Genomic DNA, 13,241 nt, shown 5'->3' on the forward strand with positions numbered 1-13,241 from the left:
GGCCCCGCTGCTCCGGGCCGGTGGTCCGGTCACCGGTCAGGCCCGGCGGTCCGTGCCCCCGGAGGTACGGCTGCCCGCCTCTCCGGTGGCCTCGGAGAGCTGGTCGCAGACCCGTCGGATCTCCTCGTAGGTCCGGTTCCGCTCGGTGATCACCGCCGAGAGGAGCAGCGCGGTCAGGGCCGCGACGCCGTTGAAGGCCTGCAGCGTGACCATGTTGGTGAACAGATCGTGCCCGGCGAACGGGCCCAGACCCCGGGCCGCGGCGAGGATCGCCAGCGTGGACACGCCCAGCGCACAGGGCGCGGCACCGGCCAGCTGGAACCGGAACGCGGCCCAGATCAGGAACGGTGGAACGAGGAAGAGCAGCGACGACCAGTGCGTGCTCGTGGCCAGATAGGCGACGGCGAAGGTCGCCGCCACCAGCGCCGTCGCCTCGACGATGCGGCCCGGCCGTACCTGCCGTGGCCACCGGGCGGTACGGGCGGCGAGCAGGACGGGGGTCACCACGAGGACACCCATCGCATCACCCGTCCACCACACCGACCAGGTCGGCCAGAATCCGCTCGCCGGCAGCGCGTCGGACAGCTCCAGGGCGCCGGTGCCCACGGTCGCGCTGATCAGCATCGCGCACAGTGCCCCCAGGAACACCAGTGCCAGCGCGTCCCGCAGACGGTCCACCTCCGGGTGGAACCCGAACCGGCGCAGCAGCAGATACGCACAGACCGGGGCCAGCGTGTTGCCCGCGGTGATGGTGAGGACGGCGAGGACCGTGGGCCCGATGGCGGCGTTCACCAGAAAGGCGCCGAGCGCGATTCCCGGCCAGATCCGCAGCCCCAACACCAGCAGTCCCGCCACGGCCACCCCGGTCGGCGGCCACAGGGGTGTCACCTGGCCGCGCACCAGCTGCTGAAGCAGGCCCAGCCGGGCGGCGCCGTAGTAGAGCGCGGCCATGGCGAGGATCAGCAGGGCCGTCGATCCGTGACGCCGCATTCTCTCGTCGCGCAACAGAACGGTCACTGAACAAGCTTATGTACCGGTTTGGCTCGGTACCCCGTCGTAGCAGACGACCAGCACCGCCGCGTCGTCGTTGTGGCCGGTGAGATCGGCGACTTTGATCACCGAGGAGGCGAGCAGATCGGGGTCGGCGTCGAACCCGGCCCGAACCAGCCGGGCCACCTCGGCCAGGCCCCCCTCCATCGGGTAAGTGGGCCCCTCCACGACCCCGTCCGTGAGCAGGACCAGGGAGGTCCTGCGCTTCCAGACGTGCCGGGTCACCGGGTAGCGCTCGCCGGGCAGGACACCGAGCGGCGGCCCCCCGTCGGCGAGGGTGATGTCCCACCGGCCCTCGGCGTCGGCCCACACCATCGGGATGTGCCCGGCGCGGGAGAGGGCGATGTCGCCGGTGAGCGGGTGGAGGCGGAGGAAGCAGCAGGTCGCGAACAGCCCGCACCCCATCGACAGGAGCAGGTCGTTGACGTGGCTCAGGACCTCGCCCGGGTCGGTCGTGACGCCGGCCAGGGCGCGCAGACTGGTGCGCACCTGCCCCATGAAGGCGACGGCCTCCATGTCGTGGCCCTGGACGTCCCCGATGGCGATCCCCATCGACCCGTCGGGCATCGGAAATGCGTCGTACCAGTCGCCGCCGATATCCAGCCCGTCCTGTGACGGCGTGTAGCGGGCCGCGATGCGCAGCCCGGGGAGCACGGGGAGTTCGGGCGGCAGCAGATGGCGCTGGAGGGCCGTGGCCAGCTCCATCCGGGCGCGCTGCACCCTGATCCGCTCCAGCGCCTGATCGACCAGCCGACCGAGCGTGAGGAGGAGTTCCTGGGCGCTGTCGGGGGTGCGGCGGCGTTCACGCATAACCGCTCCAAGGGGGTGCCCCGGTGCCTTCACCTCACCTTAGCCGCTGACCGTCGGGCCGCCTCGTCGACCGTGCGGCGGCCGTCCGCCGAGGCCTCCGACCGGATACGGAACCTGCTGCATCACGCTCTGTTGGCTGGAAGTCACCCATCGTGTCGAAAACCACTTGTGGTGCGTACCCGGACAACCACACCATCTCGTCATCCCGGCGTGAAGGAGACGAACGGAGCTTGACCGAGAACACAAGTGCATCCCCGCCCGGCGGCACCGACGAGGGCGCCGACGCATCCACCGACGACGGCTTCGGCACATCCACCGGCGAGGTCTACCGGTACCGGTCGTCCCGCACGGCCGCCCTGGACCGGCGCCCCGTGACGACCTGGCAGATGGCGCGGCGGCTCCCGCAGCTGGTGGGCCGCGGTCTGGGGCTCGCCCGGCGGATCGATCGCCGGGCCGTAGTGGCGCTCCTCGCCTGTCAGGCGGTGTCCGCAGGTCTCGAGGCGTTCGGCCTGGTCGCCACCACGAGGACCATCACGGCCCTCATCGCGTCCGGTCACATTCAGGACAGACTCGTCCAAGCGCTGCCCGCCATCGCCCTGTTGGCGTCGGCCGCCGGACTGCGCGCCCTGCTCGCCATCGCGATCAGCAACATCTCCGGCCGGCTCTCCCCGCGGATCTCGCGCGAGGCCGAGCTGGGCATGCTCGACGCCGCCGTCCACACCGAGCTGGTGGCGTACGACCACCCCGGCTTCAACGACAAGTGGGAGAACGCCGACCGGGGCGCCGAAGTCGCGCAGGACCTCATCACCGAGTCGCAGCAGGTCATGGCGTGCGTCGCCTCCGTCGTCGTGGCGGCGGGCGTCGTCACGGTGCTGCACCCGCTGCTGCTGCCGCTGCTCGTCCTCGCCGTGCTGCCGCAGGGCATCGCCAGCATGAAGGGCGCCCGGGTGCAGTACGCGGCCAGCCGGTCCATGGCGGCCGAACGCCGCACGCTCTCGCACCTGCGGTGGTACATCGCCGACAAGGACACCGCGGACCAGCTGAGATCCGGGACCATGGCCGGGTTCCTGCTCGCCCGCTACCGCGCCATCGGGCGACGCGTGGACGCGGCGACCGACGAGGCCGTCAACCAGGGCGCTCGCTACGCCCTGGTCGGTGCGCTCACCGGAGGACTGGCCTCGGGGCTGCTGTGGGTGGCGCTCGGGCTGCTCCTGGCGTCCGGCCGGATGACGGTCGCATCGGCGGGCACGGCCGTCTTCGCGCTCCGCACGGTCGCCACCTCGCTCCAGGGCATCGTCGGCTACGGCACCCGTCTCTTCCGTACCGGCCTCTACTTCGACGACTGGGTGGAGTTCACCCAGGAGGCGGGCGGACACCGGATCAGCCGCGGCACGGTCGTGCCGCAGGCCCCGGCCGTGGTCCGGGCGGAAGGGCTCACCTTCACCTATCCCGCCTCCGACACCCCCGCCCTGGAGAAGGTCGCCCTCGAAGTGCGCCGGGGCGAAGTCCTCGCGCTCGTCGGAGAGAACGGCTCGGGCAAGACCACGCTCAGCAAGCTCCTCACCGGTCTCTATCTGCCGGACGAGGGGCGTGTGACGTGGGACGGGGTGGACGTCCGCGACCTCGACGCGGACGCGCTGTGGACCCAGACCGCCGTCGTGCCGCAGGACTTCGCCCACTGGCCGCTGACCGCCCGCGAGAACATCACGCTCGGACAGTCCAACGGAGGCGACGAGGCCGTCCTGGACGCCGCCGAGCACTCGGGCGCGGCCGATGTGGTGGCCCGGCTGCGCAGCGGCCTCGACACCCTGCTCGCCCGCGAGTGGTTCGGCGGGGTGGAGCTCTCCGGCGGCCAGTGGCAGCGCATCGCCATCGCCCGGGCCTTCCACCGTCCCGCCGGACTGCTAGTCATGGACGAGCCCACCAGTGCGCTCGACCCGCGCGCCGAGCACCGCATCTTCACCGGTCTGCGCGCCGTGGCCCGCGACCGCGCCGTCGTCCTGGTCACCCACCGGCTCGCCAATGTCGCCGTCGCCGACCGCATCGTCGTCCTCGACCGGGGCCGTGTCATCCAGCAGGGGACCTTCACCGAACTCAGCACCGCCCCGGGCCTGTTCCGGGAGCTGTGGCAGTTGCAGAACGACCGGGGGGTACCGGCCCAGCGGACCGACGACCCGGCCGACGGTGCGGCCGGCCGGTCCGCGACGCAGGACGCCACCTCGGCCGCGACGTCGGCGGAGTCGTGAACAGACCTCGGGCGAGCGCCTGTGCGTCGTGGCCCGGCAAGCCGTGAGCTTGACGTCGCTCCCGGCCCCGTCAGGGGCGGGGAGCGGCGGCTCGCGGGGGAGCGCGACGCCGTAGGGGAGACGGCGGGGCGGCATGCGTACGCCGGGGTCCGAGCCGCACCTAGATCCCCGGCACCCCGCGCCGCAGTTCGGCGCGCTCCGCCTCGCCCGTGCCGCCCCAGACCCCGGCGGTCTGACCGGTGCGCAACGCCCAGGAGAGGCATTGCGCGGTCACCGGACACCGTGCGCAGATACGTTTCGCCGCCTCGGTTTCCCGGCGTGCGGGCCCTGATGTGCCCACCGGGAAGAACAGCTCGGGATCCTCGGCCGCGCAAGCGGCCCTGAGCAACCACTCCATGATCGCCTCCCTGCGACCACGTCCGACATCGCCGCGGCACGTCGGCGGCGCGTCCGCCCGCCGCGCGCGGGACGCGGTGGGTCAACTCCCCACCGTACGGCAGAAAGGCGGCCTTGCAGGCGGTCATGGAGAAAACACTTGTCCGACGGTGAAAGCGGTCATAGCCGCCGTCCTGTCAGCGTGACACCACCTGACGCACGAACTCCGTTAGCACCGCGAGCACTTCGTCCCTGTCGGTCTCGTTGAGGACCTCGTGCCGCGCGCCCGGCCGGATGTGCTCGGTGAGGTCGCTGCCGCGCAGCCGTTCGATGCCGGCGCGGGTTCCGTCGAGCGGGACGATGCGGTCGTCGCCGCCGTGGATCCACAGCGTCGGAAGCGGCCCGAGGTCCCCGCCCGCGTCGACGGTGCTCAGCATGTCGACGAAGGACTGCAGGGTGCGGCGCCTGAACGGGCCGTGCCACACGAGCGGGTCCGCCGCGTACGCCTTGCCCACCGCGGGGTCGCGCGACAGCGTCGCCGGATCGATCGGGATGTCCGGCAGTTCGTCGAAGGCGAGCAGGGCCCCCGGCAGCTTCCAGTCGCCGAGTACGGGGCCCGACAGCACGAGGCCGGCGAGTCCCTCGCCGTAGCGCTGGGCGTGACGTGCGGCGATCAGTCCTCCCATCGAATGCCCCACGACCACCACCGGCAGCTCCGGATGCGCGGCGCGGGCCAGTTGCTCCACCGTCCGCACGTCGGTCACCACGTCCTCGAAGTCCTCGACGAGTACGCGCTCGCCCTGCGACTTCCCGTGCCCGGCGTGGTCCGGGCCGAAGACCGCTGCGCCGCCGCGCACCAGCGCGTCCGCGACGTGCTCGTACCGGCCGATGTGCTCGCCGTAGCCGTGGACGAGGATCACCACGTGCCCGGGCCGTCCGTCCCCCCACTCGCGCGCCGTGATCGTGCCCCTGGTTCCGGTCAGCGTGTGTTCGCGTGCGGTCGCCATCGGTCGCCTCCCGCGTCGTCATGGCCTGCCTCGTGGCGGAACGCGGCCGAACCGCGCCGTCCGAGGCATCGCAGCCTGCCACACCGAGGGACCTTCACACGGGGTCGGGCGCGCACTATAGTCAAAAACTAGCACCGCTAATTAATGGTTCAGCAGAGTCGCAGGAGCCGTACCGTGCGTCCCGTCCACTTCGCCGCCGCCCGCCGCACCCCGATCGGGAAGCTGCGCGGCGCTCTGTCCTCCGTACGCCCCGACGACCTCGCCGCGACCGTGATCCGCGGTCTTGTCGCCGACGTACCCGCCCTCGACCCGGCCCGGATCGACGACGTCTACTGGGGCGCCGCCAACCAGGCGGGCGAGGACAACCGCAACGTCGCCCGGATGGCCGCCCTCCTCGCCGGGCTGCCCGAGTCGGTGCCCGGAGCCACCGTGAACCGGCTGTGCGCCTCCGGCCTGGAGGCGGTCACCGCCGCGGCCCGCACCATCGCGTCCGGCGAGGCCGACGTCGTGCTCGCCGGCGGCTCCGAGTCGATGAGCCGCGCCCCCTTCGTGCTGCCCCGGCCCGACGAGGCGCTGCCGCACCGCATCGAGACCGTCGACACACGGCTCGGCTGGCGGCTGGTCAACCCGGCCATGAAGGAGCTGAACGGGCTGCTGTCGATGGGTGAGACCGCCGAGGAGGTCGCCGAGCGGTACGACGTCTCGCGTGAACGGCAGGACGCCTTCGCCCTGCGCAGTCACCGGCGCGCCGCCGAGGCGCGCAAGAACGGCCTCTTCGATGCCGAGCTGCTCCCCGTCACACGGCCCGACGGAGTCGTCGTGGACGCCGACGAATGCATCCGCGAGGACACGTCGTACGAGAAGCTGTCCGGGCTGAAGCCGGTGTTCCGCAAGGGCGGCAGCGTGACCGCGGGGAACGCATCGCCGATGAACGACGGTGCGGCCGGGCTGCTGCTCGTGAGCGAGGAGGCCCTGGAGGAGCTCGGCCTGGAGTCCCTCGGCCGGTACGTCGCCGGAACCTCCGCCGGGGTCCATCCCGATGTCATGGGCATCGGGCCCGTCCCGGCCACGCAGAAGGCGCTCGGCCGCGTCGGGTGGTCCGTCGACGACGTCGAGGAGGCCGAGTTCAACGAGGCGTTCGCCGCGCAGGCGCTCGCGTGCGTGGACCGGCTCGGCATCGACCCGGAACGGGTCAATCCGACCGGGGGCGCCATTGCGCTCGGTCATCCGCTCGGGTGCTCCGGCGCGCGGATCCTCACCACGCTGCTGCACCGGATGCGCCGTACCGGCGCCGGGCGCGGCCTCGCCACGATGTGCGTGGGCGTCGGCCAGGGCAGCGCGGTCCTCGTCGCGCGGGGCTGACCGCGGGCCCAGGGCGGTCCTCGTCACGAGGGGCTGACCGCGGGCCCGGCGCGGCCCTCGTCACCCGGGAATGGCCCCGGGCTCCGCGCGGTCCACAAGCGCGGGGCCCGTCCTGTTCCCCCCCCCGTCCCGCCCATGGCGTCGGTGGCACGAGGACGGGTACCTCCGTCCGGCGTGCCCCAGCGGTGGGACGGACGCCCCTCCGGCGGGAGGGGCGCGGTGGCATCTCCACCCTGGAGGGCGAACCCCGTCAGCGCCTCCTCAACAGGTACGTGTCCATGATCCACCCCTTGCGCTCGCGCGCCTCGGCGCGCAGCCGCTCGATACGGGGTGCGGCCTCCCGGACCGGACCGGAGACGAGGATCTCGTCCGGGGTTCCGACATAGGCACCCCAGTAGATGTCCACGTCCTCCGGCTCGCCCTCCTCGGCGTACCGCCGGAAGGCCTGACGGGAGTCCAGCATCACCACCACGTCGTCGACGCCGTCGGGAAAGCCCCCGTCGCCCTCGAGCCGTCGGCCCGTGGTGATCTGCACGGGGCGGCCGACCCGGTTCAGTCCGACGCGGTGCCGGGCGGCGAGCGCCGACACGCTGCTGATGCCGGGCACCACGTCGTACGTGAACGTCACCGTGCCGCGGGCGAGCACGTCCTCAAGGATGCCGAGGGTGCTGTCGTACAGCACCGGGTCGCCCCACACGAGGAAGGCACCCGTCTCCTCCTCGCCCAGCTCATCGGCGATCAGCCGGGCGTATACGTCCGCCCGGCGGGCGCGCCAGTCGTCGACCGCGCAGGGATAGGCCGCGCCGCCCGCCTCCCGGTCGCGCTCCGGGTCACGCGCCTGCACCACCCGGTACGCGGCACCGTCGGGCAGGTGCGCGTCGAGCATGTCCCGCCGCAGCCGCACGAGGTCCGCCTTCTGCTCGCCCTTGTCGAGAAGGAAGAAGACGTCCGTGGCCCGCAGTGCCTTGACCGCCTGAAGGGTCAGCTGGTCGGGGTCGCCCGCGCCGATGCCGATGACATGGATCTCTCGCACGAGTCGAGTGTGCCGCACCCTGCGCGGAGAGGTCCCGGTGGGCCGCGCGCTCAGCCGTCGCCGCGAAGACGAGGCGCCTGCGCCGCCGCGTCCACGCCCCGCACATCGTCCGTCGCCCCGTCGACGCGGTCGGCCAGCGACCTGGCCCAGACCATCACTCCGGACACGTCGATGCCGTACGGGCGACTGTCCGCCCGCTCCGCCGACCACTGCTCCACGGCACCGGCGCCGCGCCGCAGCAGCCGCGCACCGCCGGTGACGTTGCCGCGTGCCGCGTGCGTGAGGCCCACGGCGAGCTGGGCCAGGCCGCGCCACAGCTCCCGCTCGTCCTCGGGGCCGTTCTTCCACGCGTCCTCGAAGACCTCGTGCGCGTGAAAGGGCCTGCCGGCGTCCAGCAGCGTCTGCGCCTCAGCGACGGTCTCGTCCGGCGTCCGTACGATCCCCTCGGGCTGCCGGGCCACGCCCTGTTCGCCGTACGGCAACGGCCGCCCCAGCCCGTCCCGCGGCCGTGCATTCCGGGCCCGCCCCTCGGCGTCCCGGTCCCGCGACGGTGCCTGTGGTGCCCGGCCGGTTCCTCGTTCCGTACCCATGGGCCCATTGTCCCGCCGGGTATCGCTCCCGGCCGACCGGGCCGGCGGCGGCCCGATCCGGCCCGTCGGGCACCCGGACGCGCTTCCACGGCCCCTGCCGTGGTGCCCCGGTTCGGGCACACCTCTGCGTGAGGTAATGTTCTGTCTGTGCGATCACGCGGGACACCGCGAGGGACCACATCGGGACGTGGCGCAGCTTGGTAGCGCACTTGACTGGGGGTCAAGGGGTCGCAGGTTCAAATCCTGTCGTCCCGACTTGTTGAAGTCGCAGCACAGAGGCCGTATCGGAGCAATTCCGGTACGGCCTCCGTGCGTTCGGCCGTCGTGATACGCCGACCGATTCGGCGCCGCCGACCACCGGCGGTCGGCGGTCCGATCGGCGTCCGCCCGCGTCATCGGCATCCGCCTGCGTCATCGGCGCCCGGACACGCGGACGGGGTGACCGGCGGCCCGTGGCCCGCACGACGGTGCGAGGGACGACGGCGCGACGGCGCGGGGGAGCGCGGCCGGCACCGGGACGGACCACCACCTGGGCGGACCGTCACCGAGTGGCCGGTCCCGCCTCAGCCGGCCGTGCCGTTCCGCCCGGACACCGGGTCGGCCGCTCCCCGCTGGTGCGGTATGGGCATCTCGCCCGGATTGCGCAGGGACACGGTCCGGGTGGGCGCGGGGATGGTGATGCCCTCGGCCCGGAACCGCTGGTGCAGACGCTTGATGAACTCGTGCTTGATGCGGTACTGGTCGCTGAACTCGCCGACGCCGAGGATGATGGTGAAGCCGATCCGTGAGTCCCCGAACGTGTGGAAGCGCACCGCGGCCTCGTGGTCGGGGACCGCGCCGTCGACGTCCCGCATCACGTCCTCGACGACCTCGATGGTGACCCGCTCGACGTGTTCGAGGTCGCTGTCGTAGCCGACACCGGCCTGCACCAGGAGCGACAGCTTCTGCTCCGGGCGGTTGTAGTTGGTCATGTTGGTGCCGGCGAGCTGGGCGTTGGGGATGATGACCAGGTTGTTGGAGAGCTGGCGGACCACCGTGTTGCGCCAGTTGATGTCGACGACGTAGCCCTCCTCGCCGCTGCTGAGCCGGATGTAGTCGCCCGGCTGTACGGTCTTCGAGGCGAGGATGTGGACGCCCGCGAAGAGGTTGGCCAGGGTGTCCTGGAGTGCGAGGGCCACGGCCAGGCCGCCCACACCCAGTGCCGTGAGCAGCGGCGCGATGGAGATGCCCAGGGTCTCCAGGACGACGAGGAACCCCATCGCCAGCACCAGGATCCTGGTGATGTTGACGAAGATCGTGGCCGAACCCGCCACTCCGGAGCGGGACTGGGCGACGGACTGCACCAGCCCCGTGACCACGCGTGCGGCCGTGACCGTCCCGGCCACGATGAGCAGGGCGATCAGCGTCTGGTCGACGGTGTGACCGGTGCGCGACGTCAGCGGCAGTTCTGTCGCCGCCACCGCGGCGCCCGCGGCCACCGCGGCCCACGGCGCCAGTGTGCGCAGGCAGTCCACGATGATGTCGTCCCCGGCCCAGCGGGTTTCGCGGGCCCGCTCGCCCAGCCAGCGCAGCAGCGCGCGCAGCAGCAGGCCGGCGGCGAGACCGGCGGCCACGGCGATCCCGGCGGCGGCCATGTCGTGCACGGTGAGGGGCCGGTTCAGGACGAGGGCGGCGGGTGCGGCCCCCGGGAGCGGGATGTGATGTGTCGTCACCTTGGTGCTACCTGCTTGCCTGTTCTGTGGGATGTGCGGACGCGCCGGGCCACGGTCCAGTGGTGCGGCGCGTCGAGTCATCCTGCCGTACGGCAGGGGGCGTTGGGCGGGCGGGCTCCCGCGTCCCACGAGAGCCCGCGCGCCGCTGCCCGTGCGGCCGCCGCGGCACTCGGCCGGGGTCCCACCGCACGGGCCCCGCAGCACAGCGCGGGCCTGTTTCCCCAGGGCCCGCGTCGCGCAGCGTGTTTCCCCAGGGCCCGCGTCGCGCAGCGCAGCGGCCACGGCATGCCGAGCGGTGGTCACGCCGTCCGGGCGTGCGCCCGCCCCGCCCGTTCCCGCGAGGCGCCCGCGACCCTCCGCGGACACCCCTCGCCTCAGACGATCCCCTCCGCGATCTCCGCCTGCTCCCGGTCCGACCCGTAGGCCTGCGGAGTCCCGTACGACCGGCGGGCGACGTACCACCACACGCTGGCGAGGACCAGGACGACGGCCAGGGCGATGGCCGCGTAGTTCATCGAGTCGACCGTGACGGGTGAGCTCTGCGGCAGACAGAACAGGACCGTGACCAGGGCGACCCAGACCACCGCGATCACACCGACCGGCCTGCTCCAGCGGCCCAGTTGCCAGGGCCCGGGCCGGAAGCGGTCACCGGCCCGCAGCCGCAGCAGGATCGGGATGGCGTACGCGGGTGTGATGCCGATGACGTTGATGGCCGTGACCGCGCCGTACGCCGTCGGCGAGTACAGGGACGGCAGGGCGAGCACGCCGGCCACCACCACGGCCAGCCACACCGCGGGTACCGGTGTCTGCGTGCGGGCGCTGACCTTCCGCCACAGCGACGAACCGGGCAGCGCACCGTCGCGGCTGAACGCGAACACCATGCGGCTGGCCGCGGCGACCTCGGCGTTGCCGCAGAAGAGCTGCGCCACGATGACGACCAGCAGCAGCGCACTGGCCCCGTCGGTGCCGAGCGCGTCGAGCAGGATCTGGGCGGGCGGCACGCCCGTCGCGCTGTTCAGCGTGCCCGGGTAGTCCTGGATGGCGAACGTCAGCCCCGCCAGCAGCGCGAAGCCCGCGATCCAGGAGACCCAGATGGAGCGCACGATGCCCTTGGCCGCCGACACCGAGGCGTTGGCGGTCTCCTCGGACAGATGGGCGGAGGCGTCGTACCCGGAGAAGGTGTACTGCGCGAGCAGCAGGCCGATCGCGGCGACGTACAGCGAGTTGGACCAGCCCGTGTTGTTCACGAACTCGGTGAACACGAAGGACGGCGAGCGGTGGTGGTCGGGGACGATCGCCAGCACGCCCACGATCAGTGCCACACCCGCGAGGTGCCACCACACGCTGACGGAGTTCAGGACGCTGACGAGGCGTACGCCGAACAGGTTCAGGACGGCGTGGACCAGCAGGATCACCAGGAAGATCAGCATGGTGGAGCCGGGGGTCGGGTGGAAGCCCCACCGGAGGTTCAGGAACGCGCCCGTGAACAGGGCCGCGCCGTAGTCGATACCGGCGATCGCGCCCAGCAGCCCGAGCAGGTTCAGCCAGCCCGTGTACCAGCCCCAGCGGCGGCCGCCGAGCCTGTCCGCCATGTAGTACAGGGCGCCGGACGTCGGATACGCGCTGGTGACCTCGGCCAGTGCCAGGCCGACCAGCAGCACGAACAGGCCCACGCCCGCCCAGCCCCACAGCATCACCGCGGGGCCGCCCGTGTTCAGACCGAAGCCGTACAGCGTCATACAGCCGGACAGGATCGAGATGACCGAGAAACTGATGGCGAAATTGCCGAAGCCGCCCATGCGCCGGGCCAGGACCGGCCGGTAGCCCAGCTCGCGCAGCCGCTGCTCCTCGTCCTGCGGGGGAGCCGAACGGGAACTCGACCAGCTGCTGCTCGTGGTGGTGCGTGACACGCGTATACCTCCGGGGGGAAGGGGGATGGTGCCGTGCGTCGATGGAGGGGGAGTGGTGCGCGGCTAGCCGCGGCCCGGGCCGCGCGCCGCGGTCATGCTGCGGGCGCGGGCCTGCACGAAGAGCTCCGTGGCGAGCCCGGGATCGGCGGGGTCGCGCGTGCGGTACACCCAGGGCGGCGGCGTGCAGTACGGGCCGATCGCCTCGAACACCCGGGCCGCATCGGCGAACTGGAGGGCGCCCCACAGACCGTGGGCGAGATGGTTGAGGTCGAGCAGCGAACTCTCCGCCGGATCGGCGTAGGTGAACCAGTGGTGCAGCGCCTGCACCGCCTCACGGGTGGCGTCCTCGGCCACCCAGTGCAGGTCCAGGGCCGTCTCGCGACGCTCCTCGCGGCGGTAGCGCTCCACCCGGACGTACAGCGGCAGGACGTGCAGCGGGGAGCCCGGCTCCGCCGATGCCACCGCCCAGTGCGCGAAGTTGACGGCCTCCGAGAGGCGCCCGCCCGCCCGGCGCACGTACATGAACTGGAGCATCCGGTGGTACGCCTCGCGGTTGCTCGGATCCCGCTTGTCGGCCTCGGCGAGCAGGCCCCACGGCCCGTGCGGCAGCATCGGCTCGGGCGGCGCGACCCGGTGTTCCTCCCACCTCTGCCCCAGGTCCAGCGGGGCCAGGGCCAGCAGGCACACCCAGGGCACCGGATCCTCCGGGGCGCTGTGCGCCGCCCGCCGGCAGGCGTCCCAGGCCGACTGCCACAGCTCGTGGGTGCGGGGGTGCCCCTCGCGGTGGGCGCGTAAAGCCCGTTCGACCGTGACGCGGGCGTGCATCACCCCGGCGGTGACGCTGCCCGGCTCCTCGGCCCACCACGTCTGCACCAGGTCGGTGCCTGCGGCGGCGGCCGCCAGGATCTGGGTGCGCTGGGTCCACAGGGCGGCACCGGACGCGCCGGGTGCGCCGGAACCCCCGGTGCGCAGGGTCTCCTCCAGGAGGTTCCGCATCGACACCCAGCGCCCGGCACGCAGGTCCTGGAGCGCCGCGCGCAGCCCGGCGTCGTGCCCGGCCGGGTGGTAGGCGGGGCGGAAGCCGTCGCGAGCCATCAGTCTCCGGCTCCCGGGAGGGCCGGACGGACGGAGTGAGCTGACAAAACG

General features: G+C 72.6%; 11 protein-coding genes and 1 tRNA gene. 3 read left to right on the top strand and 9 right to left on the bottom strand.

All coding sequences use genetic code 11. The features are described 5' to 3' along the window. Window positions 1-36: 36 nt before the first annotated feature. Together ACWCP6_RS31165 and ACWCP6_RS31170 are read right to left on the bottom strand one after the other, a co-directional pair. On the bottom strand, window positions 37-990 hold the full coding sequence (locus ACWCP6_RS31165) for an MASE1 domain-containing protein (RefSeq protein WP_450935976.1): 954 nt from the start codon (window positions 988-990) through the stop codon (window positions 37-39). Between the two features lie 36 nt (window positions 991-1,026). Next, on the bottom strand, window positions 1,027-1,860 hold the full coding sequence (locus ACWCP6_RS31170; protein ID WP_450935944.1) for a PP2C family protein-serine/threonine phosphatase: 834 nt from the start codon (window positions 1,858-1,860) through the stop codon (window positions 1,027-1,029). 230 nt (window positions 1,861-2,090) lie between these two features. Here ACWCP6_RS31170 and ACWCP6_RS31175 point away from each other — a divergent pair, with 230 nt between their 5' ends. Then, window positions 2,091-4,106 carry an ABC transporter ATP-binding protein gene (locus ACWCP6_RS31175; RefSeq protein WP_450935945.1) on the top strand — a complete coding sequence of 672 codons (2,016 nt, stop codon included), beginning with the start codon at window positions 2,091-2,093 and terminating at the stop codon, window positions 4,104-4,106. A 160-nt stretch (window positions 4,107-4,266) separates the two neighbouring features. Here the strand turns inward: ACWCP6_RS31175 and ACWCP6_RS31180 are convergent, their stop codons facing one another. Both ACWCP6_RS31180 and ACWCP6_RS31185 read right to left on the bottom strand, forming a co-directional pair. Next, window positions 4,267-4,503, bottom strand: a complete 237-nt coding sequence (locus ACWCP6_RS31180) for a WhiB family transcriptional regulator (RefSeq protein WP_450935946.1) — start codon at window positions 4,501-4,503, stop codon at window positions 4,267-4,269. A gap of 175 nt (window positions 4,504-4,678) precedes the next feature. Further along, the gene (locus ACWCP6_RS31185; RefSeq protein WP_450935947.1) at window positions 4,679-5,488 is read right to left on the bottom strand and encodes an alpha/beta hydrolase; all 810 of its coding nucleotides are present in this window, start codon (window positions 5,486-5,488) and stop codon (window positions 4,679-4,681) included. Between the two features lie 174 nt (window positions 5,489-5,662). Between ACWCP6_RS31185 and ACWCP6_RS31190 the strand changes: the two genes are divergently transcribed. After that, complete coding sequence (locus ACWCP6_RS31190; protein ID WP_450935948.1) at window positions 5,663-6,850, top strand: thiolase family protein; 1,188 nt, start codon at window positions 5,663-5,665, stop codon at window positions 6,848-6,850. A gap of 250 nt (window positions 6,851-7,100) precedes the next feature. Here the strand turns inward: ACWCP6_RS31190 and cobF are convergent, their stop codons facing one another. Both cobF and ACWCP6_RS31200 read right to left on the bottom strand, forming a co-directional pair. Further along, window positions 7,101-7,883 (bottom strand): precorrin-6A synthase (deacetylating), encoded by a 783-nt coding sequence (gene cobF / locus ACWCP6_RS31195; RefSeq protein ID WP_450935949.1) that lies wholly within the window; start codon window positions 7,881-7,883, stop codon window positions 7,101-7,103. A gap of 50 nt (window positions 7,884-7,933) precedes the next feature. Next, window positions 7,934-8,473 (bottom strand): DUF309 domain-containing protein, encoded by a 540-nt coding sequence (locus ACWCP6_RS31200; RefSeq protein WP_450935950.1) that lies wholly within the window; start codon window positions 8,471-8,473, stop codon window positions 7,934-7,936. Between the two features lie 181 nt (window positions 8,474-8,654). Between ACWCP6_RS31200 and ACWCP6_RS31205 the strand changes: the two genes are divergently transcribed. Next, window positions 8,655-8,728: transfer RNA gene (locus ACWCP6_RS31205), tRNA-Pro, on the top strand. A 308-nt stretch (window positions 8,729-9,036) separates the two neighbouring features. Here ACWCP6_RS31205 and ACWCP6_RS31210 read toward each other — a convergent pair. The 3 genes from ACWCP6_RS31210 to ACWCP6_RS31220 form a co-directional block, all read right to left on the bottom strand. Beyond that, window positions 9,037-10,134 carry a mechanosensitive ion channel family protein gene (locus tag ACWCP6_RS31210; protein ID WP_450935977.1) on the bottom strand — a complete coding sequence of 366 codons (1,098 nt, stop codon included), beginning with the start codon at window positions 10,132-10,134 and terminating at the stop codon, window positions 9,037-9,039. A 425-nt stretch (window positions 10,135-10,559) separates the two neighbouring features. Further along, entirely contained in the window at window positions 10,560-12,095 is a 1,536-nt protein-coding gene (locus tag ACWCP6_RS31215; RefSeq protein WP_450935951.1) for an amino acid permease, read from the bottom strand. Window positions 12,096-12,158: 63 nt separating this feature from the next. Further along, window positions 12,159-13,190, bottom strand: coding sequence for a hypothetical protein (locus tag ACWCP6_RS31220; protein ID WP_450935952.1), 1,032 nt, complete (start codon window positions 13,188-13,190; stop codon window positions 12,159-12,161). Between the last annotated feature and the right edge of the window lie 51 nt (window positions 13,191-13,241).

This window comes from Streptomyces sp. NPDC002004, from assembly GCF_053593975.1.

Excerpts from the sequence above, each read along its gene's own strand:
- ACWCP6_RS31165 (WP_450935976.1), bottom strand. The coding sequence starts at position 990 with ATGCGGCGTCACGGATCGACGGCCCTGCTGATCCTCGCCATGGCCGCG.
- ACWCP6_RS31170 (WP_450935944.1), bottom strand. The coding sequence starts at position 1,860 with ATGCGTGAACGCCGCCGCACCCCCGACAGCGCCCAGGAACTCCTCCTC.
- ACWCP6_RS31180 (WP_450935946.1), bottom strand. The coding sequence starts at position 4,503 with ATGGAGTGGTTGCTCAGGGCCGCTTGCGCGGCCGAGGATCCCGAGCTG.
- ACWCP6_RS31185 (WP_450935947.1), bottom strand. The coding sequence starts at position 5,488 with ATGGCGACCGCACGCGAACACACGCTGACCGGAACCAGGGGCACGATC.
- ACWCP6_RS31200 (WP_450935950.1), bottom strand. The coding sequence starts at position 8,473 with ATGGGTACGGAACGAGGAACCGGCCGGGCACCACAGGCACCGTCGCGG.
- ACWCP6_RS31220 (WP_450935952.1), bottom strand. The coding sequence starts at position 13,190 with ATGGCTCGCGACGGCTTCCGCCCCGCCTACCACCCGGCCGGGCACGAC.